This is a genomic window from Psychrobacter sp. CAM01 (assembly GCF_032842965.1).
GTDB classification, from domain to species: domain Bacteria; phylum Pseudomonadota; class Gammaproteobacteria; order Pseudomonadales; family Moraxellaceae; genus Psychrobacter; species Psychrobacter celer.
In genome coordinates, this window is record NZ_JAWJBL010000008.1 from 698568 (window position 1) to 718984 (window position 20417).

At 44.9% G+C, this 20417-nt stretch carries 10 protein-coding genes; 8 read left to right on the forward strand and 2 right to left on the reverse strand.

Annotation, left to right across the window (positions count from 1 at the left end; genetic code table 11):
* Window positions 1-73: 73 nt before the first annotated feature.
* The 4 genes from R0I52_RS06685 (at window position 74) to R0I52_RS06700 (ending at window position 12443) form a co-directional block, all read left to right on the forward strand.
* The gene (locus R0I52_RS06685) at window positions 74-1459 is read left to right on the forward strand and encodes a hypothetical protein (RefSeq protein WP_317053675.1); all 1386 of its coding nucleotides are present in this window, start codon (window positions 74-76) and stop codon (window positions 1457-1459) included.
* 255 nt (window positions 1460-1714) lie between these two features.
* Window positions 1715-4423, forward strand: coding sequence for a transferrin-binding protein-like solute binding protein (locus R0I52_RS06690; RefSeq protein ID WP_317053676.1), 2709 nt, complete (start codon window positions 1715-1717; stop codon window positions 4421-4423).
* A gap of 687 nt (window positions 4424-5110) precedes the next feature.
* Window positions 5111-10768: a transferrin-binding protein-like solute binding protein gene (locus R0I52_RS06695; RefSeq protein ID WP_317053677.1), complete on the forward strand. Its 5658-nt coding sequence runs from the start codon at window positions 5111-5113 to the stop codon at window positions 10766-10768.
* 127 nt (window positions 10769-10895) lie between these two features.
* Window positions 10896-12443 carry a porin family protein gene (locus tag R0I52_RS06700; protein ID WP_317053678.1) on the forward strand — a complete coding sequence of 516 codons (1548 nt, stop codon included), beginning with the start codon at window positions 10896-10898 and terminating at the stop codon, window positions 12441-12443.
* Between the two features lie 85 nt (window positions 12444-12528).
* Here R0I52_RS06700 and putP read toward each other — a convergent pair whose 3' ends face one another.
* Both putP and R0I52_RS06710 read right to left on the reverse strand, forming a co-directional pair.
* Window positions 12529-14028 carry a sodium/proline symporter PutP gene (gene putP / locus R0I52_RS06705; protein ID WP_317053679.1) on the reverse strand — a complete coding sequence of 500 codons (1500 nt, stop codon included), beginning with the start codon at window positions 14026-14028 and terminating at the stop codon, window positions 12529-12531.
* A gap of 544 nt (window positions 14029-14572) precedes the next feature.
* Window positions 14573-15445 (reverse strand): LysR family transcriptional regulator, encoded by an 873-nt coding sequence (locus tag R0I52_RS06710; RefSeq protein WP_075101606.1) that lies wholly within the window; start codon window positions 15443-15445, stop codon window positions 14573-14575.
* A gap of 372 nt (window positions 15446-15817) precedes the next feature.
* On the opposite strand from R0I52_RS06710, the gene leuC reads away from it, so the two are divergent.
* The 4 genes from leuC (at window position 15818) to leuB (ending at window position 20044) form a co-directional block, all read left to right on the forward strand.
* Window positions 15818-17236 carry a 3-isopropylmalate dehydratase large subunit gene (gene leuC / locus R0I52_RS06715; protein WP_317053680.1) on the forward strand — a complete coding sequence of 473 codons (1419 nt, stop codon included), beginning with the start codon at window positions 15818-15820 and terminating at the stop codon, window positions 17234-17236.
* A gap of 44 nt (window positions 17237-17280) precedes the next feature.
* A complete protein-coding gene (gene leuD / locus R0I52_RS06720) occupies window positions 17281-17931 on the forward strand; it encodes a 3-isopropylmalate dehydratase small subunit (RefSeq protein ID WP_317053681.1) in 651 nt (216 codons plus the stop codon).
* Between the two features lie 137 nt (window positions 17932-18068).
* Window positions 18069-18737 (forward strand): hypothetical protein, encoded by a 669-nt coding sequence (locus R0I52_RS06725; RefSeq protein WP_317053682.1) that lies wholly within the window; start codon window positions 18069-18071, stop codon window positions 18735-18737.
* A 203-nt stretch (window positions 18738-18940) separates the two neighbouring features.
* Window positions 18941-20044, forward strand: a complete 1104-nt coding sequence (gene leuB / locus R0I52_RS06730; RefSeq protein ID WP_192994570.1) for a 3-isopropylmalate dehydrogenase — start codon at window positions 18941-18943, stop codon at window positions 20042-20044.
* Window positions 20045-20417: the final 373 nt, after the last annotated feature.

Here is a 20417-nt window from a genome sequence, read left to right on the forward strand (position 1 = left end):
TACTAGTACAGGTCACTAGTCTGTATAGTCTCCGAACTACTTGCCAGTTATTTTATTCATGGAGGATATCTAAGTGTCTCAAAATTTTCCTATCTCTAAACTTACCCTCGCTCTGATCACGCTATCAGCTGCTTCATTGACGCAGGCTGCTGGCCTCGACCGTTCTGGTCAAGACATCAAAGGCTTTTTTAATCCTGGTACTTATGCCGAGATTGATTACGCTTACATTGATACTGATGTATCAGCCCATGATAATGCCGGTGCTATCACTACTCCAGGTGGTGATATTAATAATGGCATTACTTCGACAGAAGAGGCTTATAGAAAAGGTAAGTCAACTGGTGATGCAACTCCAGATACATATAGTTTTATGCGCTATGGCGTCAAAACCGACATCAATGAGAACTTCAGTATTGGTGTGTTTTATGACGAGCCATTTGGTGCAGAAGTAGAGTACTCTGGCGATAGTACGTTTGTCTCTCAAGCAGGTAAAGATACTATTGCCGACTCGTCAACTGGGACATCCGTTCCAAACGAAGTTATCAACTCATCGGTACTAGACCCAGATTACGACAAAAATACCAATGTCAGTGTGCACTCTGAATCATGGACAGGTTTGATCGGTTATAAGTCCAATGGCTTCCAAGTCTATGGCGGCCCTGTGATGCAAAAGGTAAAAGCAGATGTGCACTTGCGCGGTCAAGCATACGGTCCGTTGACAGGCTACGATGCTAATGTGAATAGTGACACTGATTATGGTTGGGTAGCAGGTTTGGCGTATAGCAAGCCTGAAATAGCCTTAAATGCCGCCTTGACGTATCGCTCAGAGATTGACCATAAAACCCCAGTGGGAGAGAGAATACCTCTATTAGGGTCACCTCTACGAGATATTGCACTAGGCAAACTTGGGATTGATCCAAATTCTGAGTTAGGTCAGTCTATTGGCGAATATGCCACCACTGATGCGACAGTCACAACGCCTGAGTCAGTGAACTTAAATATTCAAACAGGTCTAAGTGAAAAGTATCAGCTATTAGGTACATTAGATGTACGCTGGGTACCATGGAGTGATTTTACCATCGTACCACCATTATACAATGCCTATTCAAAAGCAGCAGTAGAAGAGGGCTTGCCATTATTGTCTTATGACAAAGACCAATGGAAAGTCGATGTGGGTCTAGCCAAACGTTTCAATGAAAAGCTAGCGGGTTCGGTCGTGGTTGGTTATGACTCTGGTGCTGGTGATCCGGTGAGCTCGCTTGGTACTATTGAAGGGTTTTATAGTATCGGTGGCGGCGTGAAATACAATGTCACTCCTGAATGGGCGGTATCTGTGGGTGGTAAATATCTGAAGTTTGGCGATGCGACTGGACAACTACCTAACGGTAGTATCGTCAGCAAAGCTGAAGACAATGACGGCTATATCGCGGGCGTAAAGCTGTCTTACCAAAGCCAATAAATTGTGATATCTCACTATACTGAGATCTAACTATAACGGCATATCTAGCTTATGGGCCAGATATGCCTACATCACGTCGATACATGTATTTAATTTTTAATAAATGAACGTTTGCGTCATGTTTTATCAGCAGGTACTCGCTGCAACAAATTGACTTTGCAAACTAAATTTGATTATCTATATATCGTACAGACCAATCATATGTCGTACGAATAGGTAAAGGACTATCTATCAATCATCCATGGAGGAAGAAGAATGTCACCTAATCGTCATTCAATCTCAGCTGACCTATCAGCAAACAAGTTAAAAACCCCTTTGAAAGCCAGTGTAGTGATGTTGACCTCTGTCATCTTGGCAGCTTGCGGAAGTAGTGGTAGCGATTCTTATACTATGAGTGATATTTTCGATGGTAGCAGTTCTGTTATCACACCGACACCAACACCGACACCAACACCAACGCCAACGCCAACGCCAACACCTGGTGAAGACTATAGCTCAGCAGCAGAAGCGGACCTATCAGGTGCTCAGCACCTATCTGTTGATGGAACAGCTCTTGGTCAAGGCGCTCTAACGAACACCACTCGCGAGTTTGATATTCGCAGTACTGCGGATGTAGATGCTCGCGCCGACGAAGTATTAACAGGCGTCGTACCAAACCCAGTGGCCGTTACCTTATCAGGTGATAGCGACGCTGACACCGAAAGTGGCTTTAAATCATACGAAGGAACAGGCAACGTCCTAGCTGAAGGTGACTTGAGCTATACATCGACCTACAAAGACTTTGGAGCTGATGGAGAGTTACGTATTGCTCATATCGATGGCGCTGTCAGCGCACTAGGTAATGAAATTCCAGTAGACGGTGTATTAGTGATTGGTAATAAAACCGCCACACTACCGACAGATGGTACATTCCAATACACAGGAGATGCTACCAATCGTAAAGTAGGTGCAGACAATGCGATTGAATATGGCACCTCTGCTTTTACAGCAGACTTCGTTAACAAGAAAGTAGCTGGTGAATTGAAGTTTGCCAATGCAGGTGATATCAACCTAGCCGCAGACATTACTGGTAATGAATTCTCAGGTACTGCAGCTGATGAGACTGGTTACAATACTGAAGGTGGATTCTACGGTGAAGATGCCAACTTTATTGGTGGTATCTATGAAGGTAACGGTTCACAAGGTACTTTTGGCGCTGAAAAAAATCCAGAGGTAACTCCAGAACCAGAGCCGACACCAACACCGGAAGCGGATAGAACAGGTGTTCAATCGCTCAATATCAATGCTGGGTCACTCGGGGTATTTAATAAAACCACTCGTGAGTTTGATATCAATGAAGATGGCTCTACTGTTGATGCTCGTGCAGATATAGCTTCACAAAATCCCAGTGCGCCAGACCAACCTGGTTTATTACCAAAGGTTGCTATCAATACGTCAGGAGCAAACGATACTGATACTCAAAACGGCTTTAAAACCCATGAGGATAGCACAGAGATCGTTGTAGCTAGCCTTGGCCAAACTTTACCGTTAGATTACACGTCAACATATAAAGATTTTAGCGATGAGATGCGTATTGGTCATATTGATGGTAAAGCAGAAGTTGCGCTCTTAAATTCAACATTGCCAGTAAATGGTGTCATTGTGACGGGAAATGCCACTCAGGTTGACAATATGCCGACAGATGGCACAGTTAACTATACAGGTGATGCAACTTATCGTGAATTGGGATTAGACAAAGAGATTGAGTTTGGTACTTCAGTATTCACAGCTGACTTCGTTGCAAAAAACCTAGAAGGGGCTCTGACTTTTGCTAATGCAGGTAAAATTGATTTAACTGCTGGCATCAATGGCAACCAGTTCTCAGGTAGTGCCGAAGATAATAATGGCTACAATACTGAAGGTGGATTTTACGGTAGCAATGCTGAATATATTGGAGGGGTTTACGAAAGTAATAATGCTCAGGGTACCTTTGGGGCAGAAACAAGTGATGTAGCGCCAACGCCAACGCCAGAAGCGCCTACTAACCCAGATGAAGCGGCAGATACTGAGTTTACTGGCTTCCAAAGTAACACTCTAAGCAGTGCAGATGGAACATTCACAGATGATGCGATTGGTTATGCAGAAATTCGTGATGATAAGTCGGACTTCGTGAATGATGAAGAAGGCACTCAGGAAGTCGATGGTAGCGTAGTACCTATTGATAACCGTCAGGGAGATAACTTTACTGGCTATGATAGCTTTATCGCTCGTGCCGATATGACAAAACCTGACTCTGTTAAAGAACAAGTTTCGATAAACATTAGCGGTGATAATGATACTGATTATGGTAGTGGGTTTAGTCTTCATACAGAGTCTACAACGGTTCAAGGGCCTGTAGCACTAGATCTAAACTATTCATCTGTATATAGAAATTTTGATTCACAGATGCAGATTGGTCATGTTTACGGTGATCCTAATCAAGGCTTCCTAGGTGATCTAGCACGAGTGTCTACCGTCTACGTACAAGGCAATGGTACTAGTCTTGACGACATGCAGTACATGAAAGAACTCGCCCAGTACAACATCGATAACAACATCAATGATGGTATGGTAGCGTATAACGGTGTCGCCACTTATATGGAAAATCTCCATCTCAAAGATGGTGAGCGTGGTGGCCCAGTGGTTAATGGTACCTCTGCATTCGATGTAGACTTTGTTAATAGCAAGCTTGAAGGTACATTGACGTTTGCAGACGGTGATTATCAGTATATGCCTGATGGTAACAAAATTGGTATCAGTGCAGATATCAGTGGCAATACCTTCGCTGGTAACGCCAACAATATCGATACCGCTGGAGGATTCTACGGCGAGGACGCTAACTTCTTGGGTGGCATTTATCAAGAAGCTAAAACTCAGGGCGGTAAAGGTGCACAACCAGGAGAAGGTACAACCTTCCAAGGCACCTTTGGTGCAGAAAAGCAATAAATTAGCCTATTAGCTCAGAATAAAAAAAGCGCCTTAGGGCGCTTTTTTTTGTTTATAAAAACCATAAAAGTACTGCTTAATAATAGACTTATGTTTATATTTTTATTTGATTTTATAAAGTGTCTAATACACCGCATTAATCACAATGGTGGTAATACTTTTTAAGTATTGCGGTAAATTTAACTAAGCATTCTTGTCTGTAGAGATGTTATTTTCTGCTTTTAAAGTAATTGGGTAGAAATTAATAAATAAGTGAGATCTTAATAAGTTTATTTTTTATTAAAAAATATTGATTATATATTTTATATAATATATTTATGGTTAATATGACAAATTTTCTTTATTTATCCCAACGTATTGATTTTGCTATATTTTTATTTAATATATTTTTATAAATATTGTAACTAATAAATTATGAATGATATGAATATGTAATATTTAAATTACTATTATTAGGTCTATCAGGAATGAATATTTTATTAAATTTAAATAAAAACCGATTCAAAATATATCGTTTAAAAGAATCATGAAATTAATTAGTAACCAAAGGTTACATTATTCATAATTGTAGATATATTTGTTGACTTTTTATAAGTGATTTGTTTATCTATGCGTGGCACTAGATATTTGTTGTGCCTAATATGGATAAATAATGGACTGTTATCAATTCTTCATGGAGGAAGACGAATGTCACTTAACCGTCATTCAATATCTGCTGTAGCGACAGCAAAAAAACTAAAAACGCCGCTGAAAGCTAGCGTCGTTATTTTAACTACTGTAATCCTAGCATCATGCGCTAGTGATGGTGGAGATAACACCACGCCTAAGCCATCCCCTACAATACCTAAAGGTGACAGTGGAACTGCAGGAGGATCAGAAACTGAGGGTAGCGGCGTTGATACTGGCAGTAACGCACAAGCAGAGGCTGCGATCAAAGCAGCAGAAGCCAAAACGAAAGCTGCAGAAGATGCCTTAAAACAGGCAAAGGCCAAAACAAAGGCTGCAGAAGACGCACTTAAAGCTGCTGAGATGAAATTTGGTGTCGAGTCAAAAAAGACGGCAGAAGCGTCACAAAAGGCGATTGATGCAGCAAGATCAGAAGCAGCAAAAGCGAAAGCAGCAGCAGAGGCCGCTAGGGTAGAAGCAGTCGCAAAGATTGAAGCGGCGGCACAAGAGGTCGAAGGTAAGATAAAGGCAGCTAAAGAGGCGGCAGCTAAAGAAGCCGTAGCTAAAGTGAAAGCTGCTGAAGCTAACGCAAAAGCCGCTGAGGCCCGTGCAAATACGGCAGAAGCCAAAGCTAAAGAGCTACAAGATTTATTGGCATCAGAAACGGCTGCCAAAGAAGCCGCTGAGGCAAAAGCTAAGTTAGAAGCTAAAAAGGCTGCAGAGGCCGCGAAAAAGCAAGCTGCGGCTTTGGCGGCCGCAAACAGTGCCAAAGAAGCCAAAGAAAAGGCAGAAACAACGTTGGCCGCTGCTGAAAAAGCGAAAGCAGAGGCCATTAAAGCACAACAAGCGGCTGAGAAAGCATTAGAAGACGTGCTAGCCAATGGTGGTGGCTCCGACGCACTACAAAAAGAGGCTGAGCGCAAAGCCAAGCTCGCCCAACAGGCACAAGCTCAGGCAGAAAGCGCTCAAGCCGCTGCAAAAGTAACCAAACAAGCAGCAGAAGCACAAACAGCACTCGCATTGGCTGCTAAAAAAGCAGCAGAAGATGCCCTAGCAGCAGCCACTATTAACCATGCGCCTGAAGCGACTAAGTCTGGTGTGCAATCACTAAACATCAATGCTGGTACACTAGGCTTGTTTAATACGACCACCCGAGATTTTGCAGTAAATGAAGACGGATCTGCAGTTGACGCCCGTGCCGACATTGCTTCTCAAAAAGAAGATGGCACAGCAGGTTTACTACCATTGGTGCCAGTCACTATCTCTGGTGAAGGTGACACCGAGGTGGCTAATGGCTTTAAAAGCCATAAAGATGAAACAGATATAGTGGTCGCCGCCATTGGTCAAACACTTCCTTTAACTTACAACTCGACCTATAAAGACTTCGGCGATGACATGCGCATCGGTCACATCGACGGATCTGCTGAAGTCGCTTTGTTGAACAAAACCCTACCAGTCAATGGTGTAGCCGTAATTGGTAATGCAACCCAAGCTGCTAACATGCCAACCGAAGGCAAAGTCGGCTATACAGGGGATGCTACTTACCGCAAGCTGGGTATTGGGAATGATATCGAGTTTGGCAAATCAGTCTTTACTGCTGACTTCGTTGCTAAAAACGTGAAAGGGGACCTTACCTTTGACAAAGCCGGTAAGATTGGTCTAACAGCTGATATCAACGGCAATCAATTCTCAGGCACGGCGGCTGACAATGCTGGCTACAATACTGAAGGTGGATTCTTTGGTGGTGACGCTCAGTATCTAGGCGGTGTTTATGAAGGCAATGGCGCTCAAGGCACCTATGGTGCCAAGAGTGACAAGCAGACCGCAGCAGAAAAAGCGGCTGCCAAAGCACAAGCAGAGGTTGAAAAAGCGCAAGCAGCAACAGTGGCAGCTCAAGCTCAAGCCGCCGCTGCTAAAGCGGCTGCAGATAAAGCGAATGCCGATGCTCAGGCGGCACGAAAAGCTGCCGAAAAAGCACAGAAAGCTGCTGATAACGCTGGTGATGCAGGGCAAGCTCTCAAAGACGCTTTAGAGCGTGCAACAGAAGCCGAACGTCTACAAGCCGCCGCTGAAGAAGCTGCTCGTGTCGCCGTGGCTGCGGCTCAAGCAGAATCTGCTGCCATGAAAGCTGCCGCCGATGCCGCTATTGCTGATGCTGCGGCCAAAATAAAAGCAGCAGAAGCGTTGGCCGCACAAGGCGATGCTGCTGCCGCCGCTGCTAAAAAGGAAGCCGAAGCGGCGAAAATACGGGCCGAAAACGCACAAGCTGCCGCGCTAACGGCTAAGAAAAAAGCAGAAGATGCGGTCAAACAAGCACAAGTAGCAGAAAGCGAAAAACAAGCGGCATTACAAGCAAAAGCGGCAGCTGAGGCACGTGCTACCGAGGCTCAAGCTCAAGCTGTAGCCGAGAAACAAAAAGCTGAAAAAGCTCAAGCAGAAGCGGATCAAGCCAAAGATGAGCTTGCAACTGCCCAACAGAAATTAGCAGCGGCAGAGCAAGCACTAGCGGATGCTCTAGCAAATGGAGGTAACACAGAAGCCCTACAAGCAGAAGTAGATCGTCGCCAGGCCGCCCTTGACGCAGCGAATGCTAAAGCTACAGCCGCCCAGCAAGCAAAAGCCGATGCTCAAGCCGCAGCAGAAGCGCAAATCGCAGCCGCTCAGCAAGCCACTCAAGCAGCAGCCGACGCCTTAGCTGCTTCTCAAATCAAAAACGCACCTGAAACTGCTAAATCCGGTGTGCAGCATATCAGTATCGATGCCACTGGACTAAATCAAGGTATGTTGACAACCACGACTCGTGACTTTGGCATTACGGATGAGACGCAAGTACAAGCACGGGCAGATATCGCCTCTAGAGGATTAGTCTCTGATCCTGTAGCGCTTCAAGTCAGTGGTGACAATGATACAGCAGTAGCAGGATCTAGTGGATTCAACTCATTTGAAAACACCACCAAAGTGGTTACTGCTACACTGGGTGAACAGGACCTTGTCTACACCTCAACATACAAAGACTTTAGTGATGACTTAAGAGTGGCTCATATTGACGGTGCCGCTGCTGGCCTATTACCTGTCAATGGTGTGGCTGTCGTTGGTAATGCCACCCAAACTGCTAACATGCCAACCGAAGGTAAAGTCGGCTATACAGGGGATGCCACTTATCGCGAGACTGGTTTAGACAAAAACATTCAATTTGGTACCTCAGTCTTTACCGCTGACTTTGTCGCCAAAAATCTAAAAGGCGATCTAGATTTTGGTGATAAGAAGATTGGTTTAGAGGCCACAATTGCAGGTAACCAGTTCTCAGGTAGCAAAGAGGGTTATAAAGCCGATGGTGGATTCTTTGGTGGAGATGCTCAGTATCTAGGCGGTGTTTATGAAGGAAATGGGGCGCAAGGTACTTATGGTGCCAAGAGTGACCTGCAAACTGCTGCCGAACAAGCAGCGATAAAAGCACAAGCAGATGCGGATGCAGCCAATGCAGCCATCGCTGGTGTTCAAGCGCAAGCTGCTGCTGCCAAAGCTGCAGCAGAAAAAGCGCAAGCTGACGCCATTAAAGCGCAAGAAGCCCTAGCAAAAGCAGAAGAAAACCTAGCAAACGCCGGTAATGGTGAAGACCTGCTTGCTGCTGCCCTAGAGCGCGCGGCCGCAGCAGAAGCGGCCGAAGCTGCTGCTCTAGAAGCCGCAGCGACAGCAGAAGCCGCAAGACTAGCCGCTGAGAATGCCAGAGCTGCAGCTGTAAAAGCTCAAGAGACAGCAGAGGCGGCCGCTCAACAGGCAATAGGCGATGCTGATGAACAAAAAGCAGCTAAAGAAAGAGCTGAAGCAGCCCAGACAGCTGCAGAGAAAGCTAAAGAGGAAGCGTTGACAGCTAAAGCTGAATCTGACAAGGCCAAAGATGAAGCGTTACTAGCTAAGACTAAAGCCGAAACTGCACGAGATGAGGCGGTTGCGAGAGCTGAAGCTGCTGAAGCCGAAGCCTTAGAAGCTGCTAATGCATTTAGTGCTCCAGACTCTATAATATCTGGTTTCCAAAGTACTTCTATAAATTCGGATGATGGCACGTTTGAAAACGACTCTAATAGTTATAATCAGTTAAAGGTTTATGCCAATGAGGTCGATGGCAGAACATCCCTCAAACCAATTGATGTAACGTTAAGAGGTGCTAATAAAGGAGTTAATGATAGTGTTTATAATGGGGACAATAACGGCTTTAAGGAATACAAAGGCTCTGTTTCATTTGAGGGTCGTTTAAATAATTATATTCATGATCGGGATATGGAATACTCGTCAGTATATAAAAACTTCGATGACCAAATGCAGGTTGGTCATATCTTTGGCAATATGAAAAATGGTATTGTATTCGAAAGAAACCTTTCTAATACTTATGTACAAGGTAATGCCACTAATCTTAGTGATATGGACAAGTTAACCAATGTCAACGAAGGTAAGGCTAAGTATAAGGGTGTGGCTAGCTATATAGAAGGTGGAGAGATATCAGCCAATGGCAAATCGAAATTCGACGTCGACTTTGTAGTCAAATCGTTAAAAGGCGAGCTTACCTTTACTGATAAGCAAGTCGATATTGCTGCAGATATAACAAACAATACTTTTGCTAGCAAGAAAGGAGCTGCCGTCAATACTGTAGGTGGTTTCTATGGTAAAGGTGCTAGCCATTTAGGTGGTGTTTATGAGAGAGAGGATAATAGTGGTTATATTAAAGGAACTTATGGCGCTACTAAGGTGGACCCAAGCGCAGAGCCAGAACCAGAACCAGTACCAGAACCTAAAGCCATAACAGGTGTGATGAGCAATACCATTAGTAGCGTATCAGGCTTAGGCACCGATGACGCGATTGGTTATCGTCAGTTTGTGACAGATAATCAAACCTTTACCACTACAACGGGTGAAGGTGAAGACACGACACCGGACATAGTTGAAGATAGTGCTGTAGATAATCTGCCAAGCTATGATAAGTTTGCAGCCCGTCTTGATATTGTTAAACCTAACAAATTCAAGCAACCTGCTATGATTACAACGGTTAGAAGTAATGATGTCGCCTTTGATGCTGATAGTGGTTTCATGAAGTCTAAGGATAAGAACGTTGCTACTTTTAAAAACGTAGGATCTATCATTGGTGACATTGATTTAAAATATAATTACGACTCTGTGTATAGAAACTTTGACACACAGATGCAGATAGGCCATGTCTACGGCGATCTTGTTAAAGAAAGTGGTATCGGTAGTGGGGTGAAATCACGCTATACCAATGTTTACGTTATGGGCCAAGCAACTGAAAATATGCCAACTGATGGTAATGTTCAATATGCTGGCGTGGCCACCTATATGGACAATCTACATTTAGGCTCAGGCGCTATCAAAGACCCAGTGGTCAATGGCACATCGACATTTAATGTAGATTTCGTCAATGATTCTATGACAGGTGAGCTGACATTTGCTGGTATTAATAAAAACATTGGCATCAGTGCTAATATTACCGGAAATACTTTCGCTGGTAGTAAGGACAATATTGCGACATCAGGTGGTTTTTATGGTGATGGTGCAAAGTTCCTAGGAGGCATTTATCAAGAAGCTCAACCTGGTAATGTAGCAGGAACAGGTACCACACCAGGAACAGGCACGACCTTTCAAGGAACCTTTGGCGCCGAAAAGCAATAAAGGAATATGACTGTACAACCCAAACGAAAAAGCGTCTTAGGACGCTTTTTTTCTCGCTTAAACGTTTAAAATCCCTTAGGATGATTAAGTTTGGAAGATTAATGATCATACTTAGGTAAGGATACCAATGAATAATCAATATATGCTCAAACCTCTTACGCTCTGTGTTTCACTAATGATGGCTTATTCTGTCCCCGTCATGGCAGAAGATACGCCACCAGACATAGGGCCGGAGCTTGACCAGGCAACTGAGCTGCTCAAACGTGAAAATCAAACAGCAGTATCAGATCCCACAGCGCCATCTACCGCGGTTTCTGATACAGAGGCGCAGCGTGCCATCAAAAGTCGTCAGCAACTTGCTGCCGCCACGACATACAATTTGGCGGCGTTAAAAGCCAACCCAGCGGCGTTTAGTAAGTTCTTAAATGATGCGTTAGCCGCGCAAGATATGGTCACGGTAAAAGAAGTATTGCCGCATTATAAAGCACTTAAAACCAATGATCCCATGCTCATCAAATTCGCTGACGCCTTAATATATCGCAGTGAAGCCAAAAACAAGCAAGCCATCGCTATTTATCGTGAGATGCTCGCAGCAGATCCAGATTTTCACCCTGTACGCCTAAATATGGCGCTTGCCATGCAAGCAGATAAGCAGTATGCCGCCGCAAAAGAGCAGTTTTTAAAGCTACAGTCGGTTGATTTACCAGCGCCTGTGATGGCGAGAGTTCAAAACTCGTTGGCTCAAATAAATAGTTCAGAAAAATGGCAGTTTAATGTCTCTGCCAGCTATGTGAGAGATAGCAATATCAATGACGCGCCGTCTAAGTCTATTCAATCTAGTCTGGGGCGTTCAATCGAACAAAAAACGGCCAACGGTATTCAGGTGTCTGGCAGTGCCAATAAGCGCTTTAATTTACCTGAGAATTTTTATGCAACCGTAGGCGGAAATGCTTCACTAAAAGGCTACTGGGATGAAACGGATTATAACGATTATCTGCTGACCGCTTCTGCTGGTATTGGTTATGATGATGCCAAAAATGATGTCTCACTCACACCGTTTGTGACCAAGCGGTATTACGATGAAGAAGATTATAGCCTACGTAAAGGGGTCACGGTCAGCGGCTCACGCTGGGTAAAACCAAAGTTAAAATTGACGGCCACTGGTATTTTGTCCAATGAAACTTTTGAGGATGACGACAATAAAAACCGAGAAACCGATGGTCAGTTTCTTGGCCTAAACGCATTTTATATCAAAGATGCCAAAGAGTACTTCTATGGTGGATTGGGTAATTATCAAAACGATGTCCCCAAATCAAGCATCATCAGCTACGATCGCAATTCTGTCAATGTCGGTTGGGGGCGTGAATGGAAGCACGGTATATCTACCCTTGCGACAGCAGGCTATGGTATCAAAGAGTACGAAGATCCTGCAGATGCCTATCCAGCTGGTAGTGGTGCATGGTTGGGCTACTATAATGCAGTGGGCGGTAAGCCGGGTACAAAACGCGAGGATAAAACCACCTCACTAGGTCTGCAAGTATGGAAGCGCGATATTACAGTGTTTGGTCTGACCCCAAGACTGGTGTTTGACTATGAGACGACCTCTAGTAACTTTGGTTATTATGATGACCGTGATGAAAAATCAGCGACGGTATTATTGACTAAAACTTTTTAAGTATCTTGCCAGTTTTGTATTAGCCAAATAAAACCCTCGCTATCCGAGATAGCGAGGGTTTTTTAGTGTTCGATAGTTTATGAACTTATTTGTTTAAGTTAAGCTCCATCTCTTTATATTTGGCAGATACCGAAGGTCTTGGACCGCCAGTCATGATACTCACTGCAAAGATAGCAATAGTACTTAAAATAAAGCCTGGGACAATGGCGTATAACCAGCTATTCAACGCCACACCATTCATCTCAAATGGACCATAGACCCATAGGATGACTGTCAAGGCACCGACGACCATACCGGCGACAGCGCCGTTACGGTTCATACCGCGCCAGGTGAGGCTAAAGATAACGAGCGGGCCAAATGCTGCGCCAAATCCTGCCCAAGCGTTAGATACAAGGTTCAGTACTGAGCTGTCTGGGTTCGACGCTAATAAGATAGCCACGAGAGCCACGACAATCACAGAAATACGGCCGACCAGTACTTGACGCGCCTCTGGTGCTTCTTTATCAAAAAACAGCTTATACACATCTTTCGTCAATGAGCTTGATACCACCAATAGCTGAGATGAGATGGTACTCATGATCGCTGCCAAGATGGCGGCTAACAAGAAGCCTGAAACCAATGGATGGAATAAGAACTGCGTGAATACCAAAAAGATGGTCTCAGGATCATCTAGGGTCATCGCGGTTTTTTGTACGTAAGCGCGACCGGCGATACCCGTCACACAAGCACCGATCAAGCTGATGATCATCCAGCTCATACCGATGTTACGCGCTGTCGGAACATCTCGCACTGAGCGAATCGCCATGAAGCGCACGATGATATGCGGTTGACCAAAATAGCCTAAGCCCCATGCAAGTAGCGAGATGATACCAAGGGCTGTCATACCACTTGTGATATCAAGCATACTAGGATCGATGGTTCTGATGGCATCAGTCGTGGCTGACACGCCGCCCAAATCTGTCAAGGCAACGATAGGGACGATTACCATAGCAAATAGCATGATGACACCCTGTACAAAGTCAGTCATCGATACGGCAAGGAAACCACCAAACAAGGTATAGATGACGACCACACCCGCGGTGACCCATAGGCCTGTGCTATAAGATAGGTTTAATGAGCTTTCAAACAGTTTACCACCACCGACGAGACTGGCTGCGGTATAAACTGTGAAGAAGAGGATGATAACGATGGCAGAGATGACGCGCAGCATGTGCGACTTGTCTTCAAAGCGATTGGCGAAGTAATCAGGAAGGGTGATGGCGTTGTTAGCAACTTCGGTATAAACCCGAAGGCGCGGTGCCACGATGATATAGTTTAAAAAAGCACCCAATGTCAGACCGATGGCAATCCAAGCACTGACCACACCATCGGCATACATAGCGCCTGGCAATCCAAGCAATAACCAGCCTGACATGTCTGACGCACCCGCTGAGAGTGCCGTTACTGCTGGGCCGAGATTACGACCACCGAGCATATAGCCTTCTGTGTCATTGGCCTGCTTAAAGTAAGCATAAATGCCAATCCCAATCATCACTAAAAAATAGGCGCCGAGCGATATCAGCACGCCACTAGAAACTCCGTTCATATAAATTGTCCTTAACCAACTGCGTTGGCGGTAATTATTTTTAACTATAAAGAGTAAGTATTACAAGACGCTGTCCAAAACAATATCTAAAGACAAAAAAAGCCATTAAGTAGGACATAATGGCTTTGATTCAATATCTGCTGTTAGTTTTATATGATTGGCGTTGCTCTAGGGCGAAGGTATATAGATCATGACACTGCAATTATCGACCCAGTCATCCGCTCATAAATAGCAAATGGTATAGTCAATAAGGAGCAAATCAAAAAGTCAATGTTTCGCTTTATCGCATTTGTCAGTTATATACATATATTAGTCGCCAATATAACCAATCATTTAAAACCATTAAACCTACTGCCACCTATCATATATTACTCGAAGTGTTCAATATATGACTATCAGTGTTCATATGGTAAATTTTTGTTATAAAAACAACGTCAAGCGTATTATAACGTATGACTACTACAAATGCGAATGGCGTGCCTGCTAGTGGTAAGGTGCAAGAATGATGCACCTTGACTGATGCAATATAGTATGAATCACTTTATTAATCGATAGGGGATAATAAATCCAATAGCGCCGTCACACTGCTAGATTGAGTCAGTTTTGGATTGATGACCACGCCCAAATAGCGCTGTAGCTCAATATTGTCCGCCATATCGATACGCTCTAAATCTTGACTGATCATGGTCTGCGGCAGTACCGACCAACCAAGGCCGACAGAGACCAGCATGCGAATAGACTCTAGTGGGTTAGTGCTCATAGTCGCATAAGGCTTGAGGTTATGCTTGGCGAACTCAGCTAGTGTAATCTGACTGGTAAAGGTATTGGCAGAGGGCAAAATCGCAGGGTAGCGAGCCAACTGCTCGAGCGTCACATTGGATTTAGTTGCTAATGGTGACAAAGTGCCTGTCATAAAGTATAAAGGATCAGACCAAAGCGTATGGTAGGTTAGCCGCTTGTCGTAGACAGGCGGCAAAGTGACAAACGCCAGTGACAAGTCACCGTCTAATACTGCTTTGTGTGCCGCTTCTGAATCGACAAAATGCACTTCTAGCTGAACGGCAGGGTACGCTTGGATAAAGTGTTTGAGGACAGGTGCTAAATGATGTAGGCCAATATGATGGCTGGTACCGATGATCAGCTTGCCTGAGACAATATGCTGAGAGTGCTGCAGGTTTATTTTGAAGTTTTCATAATCTTCAAGCCAGCGTTTGGCGTGCGGCAACATTTCGGTCGCCGCTTGCGTGGGTACGATACCGCGTCCGACAGTATCGAATAAAGTGATGTTAAACTCATCTTCCAAATTTTTGATACGTTTACTGACCGCAGGCTGAGTAATGAACAGCTTTTCGGCTGCGCCTGAGATGCTGCCAGTGTGCATAACGGTAACGAATGTCGTCAGATTTGTGGTGTTCAAACGGATGTCCTTAGCTACTTCGTAAGCTATAAATAAAAGTTGGCTGACCCAATCACAATATATTAGAAATAAAAGTTTGTGTCTATGTAAAAATCATCAATTATTATTATAGGATTAGCCTGCTATAATCACAAGACATCGAGACGTATTGTCACATATTTATTGCATAAACGGCGGTATTTTTTCGTATAACGCTTGTTTTAAGCGCAGTTTTTAGCAATAAATAATAGATAAATATATTGACCTGACAAAGCGTCGGCATAGAGATAAAACATACTACCTAGATTTCATTTTCGCTTACCGATAGCAAGCAGATAAAAATAGTAAGCAAGTGAAAAACTGAGCAATTAGCAATTAATAAAGGATAGCAATATGGCCGGTCAAACGTTATATGACAAACTTTGGAACGCTCACGAAGTCACCAAGCGTGATGATGGCTCGAGCCTGATTTATATCGATCGCCATTTGCTGCACGAAGTGACCAGTCCACAAGCGTTTGAAGGCTTAGAGCTGGCCAATCGTACACCGTGGCGTCTGTCTGCGAATATCGCAAGCCCGGATCATAACGTCCCAACAGTGACCAAAGAGCGCTTGGAGGGCGTGTCGGGTATCAAAGACAAAGTATCGCGCTTACAAGTATTAACGTTGGATGAAAACTGCAGCAAGTTCGATATTGCCGAATTTACCATCAATGACGCGCGTCAAGGTATTTTGCACGTGGTCGGTCCTGAGCAGGGCTTGGTATTGCCCGGTATGACAGTGGTCTGCGGTGATTCACATACCGCCACTCATGGTGCGCTAGGTTGTCTCGCTCATGGCATCGGTACCTCTGAGGTTGAACATGTACTAGCCACTCAGTGTTTGATTCAAAAGAAATCAAAAAACATGCAAATCAGAGTCAATGGTATGCTGGGTGCTGGCGTGACGCCAAAAGATGTGGTGCTAGCGATTATTGCCAAAATCGGTACGGCAGGCGGCACAGGATACGCCATTGAGTTTGCAGGCCAAGTGTTTGAAGACATGAGCATGGAGGGGCGCATGACCGTCTGTAATATGGCGATTGAGGCGGGCGCACGCGTTGGTATGGTGGCGGTCGATGATACGACGATTGACTATGTCAAAGGTCGTCCTTATGCGCCAACCGAGGAGCAGTGGGAGCAAGCTGAAGCTTATTGGCGTACGTTATACTCAGATGACGACGCAGTATTTGATAGCGTAATTGAGATTGATGGGAGCGAGATTGCGCCGCAGGTGTCTTGGGGCACCTCGCCTGAGATGGTCGTCGATGTCACTCAGTCTGTCCCGACACCTGACGAAGCTATCGATGAGGCGCAACAAGAAGGCTGGCTACGCGCATATACCTATATGGGCCTAAGCGCAGGACAAAAGATTACCGATATCCAGCTTGATCGTATTTTTATTGGCTCATGCACCAACTCGCGTATCGAAGACTTGCGTGATGCTGCTGCGGTCATCAAAGGCCGCAAAGTCGCTGACAATATCAAGGAAGCGATTGTAGTGGCAGGCTCAGGACAGGTCAAGCAGCAGGCAGAAGCAGAAGGCTTGGATACCGTCTTTACGGAGGCCGGTTTTGAGTGGCGTGAGCCTGGCTGTTCGATGTGCCTTGCGATGAATGCCGATAAGCTAGAGCCCGGAGAGCATTGTGCCTCAACCTCTAACCGTAACTTTGAAGGTCGTCAGGGTAACGGCGGTCGTACGCATTTGGTTAGTCCCGCGATGGCAGCCGCAGCAGCATTGGCGGGTCACTTTGTAGACGTGCGTACGTTTTAAGACCGCTTATTCATAACTCCCTCATTGAATTGATAGGAAAAACTATGCAAGCTTATAACACTGAAAAGGGTATCGTTTGCCCACTTGATCGCGCCAACGTCGATACTGATCAAATTATCGCCAAACAGTTTTTAAAATCTATTAAACGTACCGGTTTTGGCGTCAATCTATTTGATGACTGGCGTTACCTTGATGAAGGCTATCCGGGCCAAGATAGTAGTACCCGTGTGATTAATCCAGACTTTGTATTAAATCAGCCCCGTTATCAAGGCGCCACCATTTTGCTAGCCCGCAGAAACTTCGGTTGTGGCTCAAGCCGTGAGCATGCGCCTTGGGCGCTGTCAGAATATGGCTTTCGTACAATTATTGCACCAAGTTTTGCCGATATTTTTTATAATAACTGCTTTAAAAACGGTATGTTGCCCATCGTCTTAGACGAAGAGATTGTCGATGAATTGATGAAAGCGACCATGGCCAATGAAGGCTATGAGCTCACCGCCGACCTTGAGCGTCAAGTAGTTATCACACCGACAGGGGAGACGTATCCGTTTGAAGTAGACGCTTTTCGCAAGCATTGTTTGCTAAATGGGCTTGATGACATCGGTTTGACATTGCAGCAAGGCGACGCCATCAAAGCGTATGAAGATAAAATGAAACAAAAAACACCGTGGGTATTTAATGACGTACAAGCATAAATAAAGCGCCTTTAAACCACGGTGGGTAAAGTGCTGAACAATAGTAATGCAGCGTTGAGTTATGGCGGTGAACTGGCTAAAATAAGGGGGACGTTGTGTTGTTTTTATCTTCCTTATTATTAATAGTAGCCGCCATTATGAATAAAACACGTTATGCTTTGTGGACCAGTACAGTGATTGCTGCCAGTTTTTTAATGTCAGGCTGCCAGCTATTAACCGGCTATCAGAAAATCGATGAAGCCGAAAATGCCAAAGTATGGGCAGGTAGTATTCAGCCAATACCAGGCGAGGTAAATATTGCGTGTGTTGGAACCTATCACTGCGAAATCGTGCAGATAGACAAAACACTCGTCATCGCTCCTGACAGTCATGAGCCGGTAAATCCAGCCATGGTGACGACGCTTGCAGAGGGCGTAAAAAAAGCCTCAGCCAGTGCAGAGATGACGCCGCTGACCAATAAAAAGTCGATCAAGATAGTGCCGCTATCCGCCTCTGCAATGCCAGGACTGACCAATTACTATGCCAGAGTCATGCCAGCCAAGCGCGAAATTCACGTCAACTTCTATCCAGAAAATAACGTGGGCTATGTTGAGCGTTTTGCCATGATTCACGACTTTACTCAGGCAGGGACTTATCAGTTACGTGCTTATCAGAAAAAACCCAATAACAAGTCAGGCAGCTTGCTAGAGACCGCGTCGCCCGAGCCTTTATGCATTGAGCTGCTACAGGGCAGTACCGTACAGCGCCGGTTTTGTAAGCAGTTAGATAGCAAGCACCGAGGTGAGTTTGTAGAAACTCGTATGTAAAAAGCTGGTTAATACGTCGATGTCATCTATTTGTGCTAGATAGCCTGCTTGACTGTCGCCTATCTCATGTTTAACGCAGTTTTTGAGATAAAGACACGCCTTAAAAGCCGCGAAATACGCTGTAGCGAGGGCGTACTTTTTGTACGTTTTAGCAAAAACCCATAGCAATATTATTCAATAAAAACCTATGAAAAAGGATCAGTATGGCAACGATTTTGACACTAGCGGGCGATGGCATCGGCCCTGAGATTATGACCCAAGCCATTGATGTATTAAATGCCGTCAATGATAAGTTTGCGTTAAATTTGACCCTCGAATCTGGACTGATCGGCGGCGTCGCCATCGATGCGACTGGCGTGCCTTTACCAGATGAGACCTTGGCTCGTGCCCGTGCCGCCGATGCAGTATTACTAGGCGCGGTCGGTGGTCCAAAATGGGATGGTATCGAGCGCAGCAAGCGTCCTGAGCGTGGTCTTCTGAAGATTCGCGGTGAGCTTGGCTTGTTTGCCAACCTACGTGTGGCAAAGCTGTATCCCCAGTTGGCCAATGCCTCGAGCATTAAGCCTGAAATCATCTCAGGTCTCGATCTACTAATCGTGCGTGAGCTGACAGGCGGGATCTATTTTGGGGAGCCGCGCGGTATTCGTACGCTAGATAATGGTGAGCAGCAAGGCTATAACACCATGGTATATAGCACAAGCGAGATTCAGCGTATCGGCAAGGTGGCATTTGAGTTGGCAAAAACGCGGGCAGCCGCGACAGGTAGTGCTGCCAAAGTCTGCTCAGTGGATAAGGCCAATGTCTTAGAGGTCACTGAGCTGTGGAAGCAGACGATGATTGAGATGCAGCAGGCTGAGTATGGTGATGTGGCGTTATCACATATGTATGCTGATAATGCGTGTATGCAGCTGATCAAAGACCCAAAACAGTTTGACGTTATGGTGACGGGCAATATGTTTGGTGACATCTTATCTGACGAAGCTGCGATGCTGACAGGGTCCATTGGTATGTTGCCATCAGCCAGTCTTGATGCGTCAGGAAAAGGCATGTACGAGCCTTGTCATGGCTCGGCACCGGATATCGCAGGGCAAGACAAGGCCAACCCACTAGCGACGATATTATCTGTTGCTATGATGCTGCGCTATACCTTTAAACAAGAAACGGCCGCTCAAGCCATTGAACAAGCAGTCAGCGACGTGCTGGATGATGGACTTCGTACGCTCGATATTTTAGATCCTAGTGAAGCCGGATTGACCCAAGTTGGCTGTCAGCAAATGGGACAGGCCGTTTTGGCAAAATTGGTATAAGGCCCTGTGATATCGCGCCCTACAAAAAGCCATATACAAAGTTTGACGACTCATTTAAAGTCTGACTGTTCTTTTCTTGACTGTTAAATCGTCATATTTTATAAATTTAGCACCCATAAATTGCTCTGCAGTTTATGGGTTTTTTTATACTTGTTTAACAGTTGGCTGCGCTGGGTAACATAACCAACCTGTTATCCGCAAAAAAGTACTTTTATTAACACAGCTTGTGCAGAAGGCCAGTCTTATTAACATAAAGGTGTTATATGCTCACAGGCCGATATGGCACCATATTTCACGTATACAATTTATAAAAAATAATCTGATTATAAAAAACAATCTGATAAAAATAATTGATATAACAATAAAACCTGAT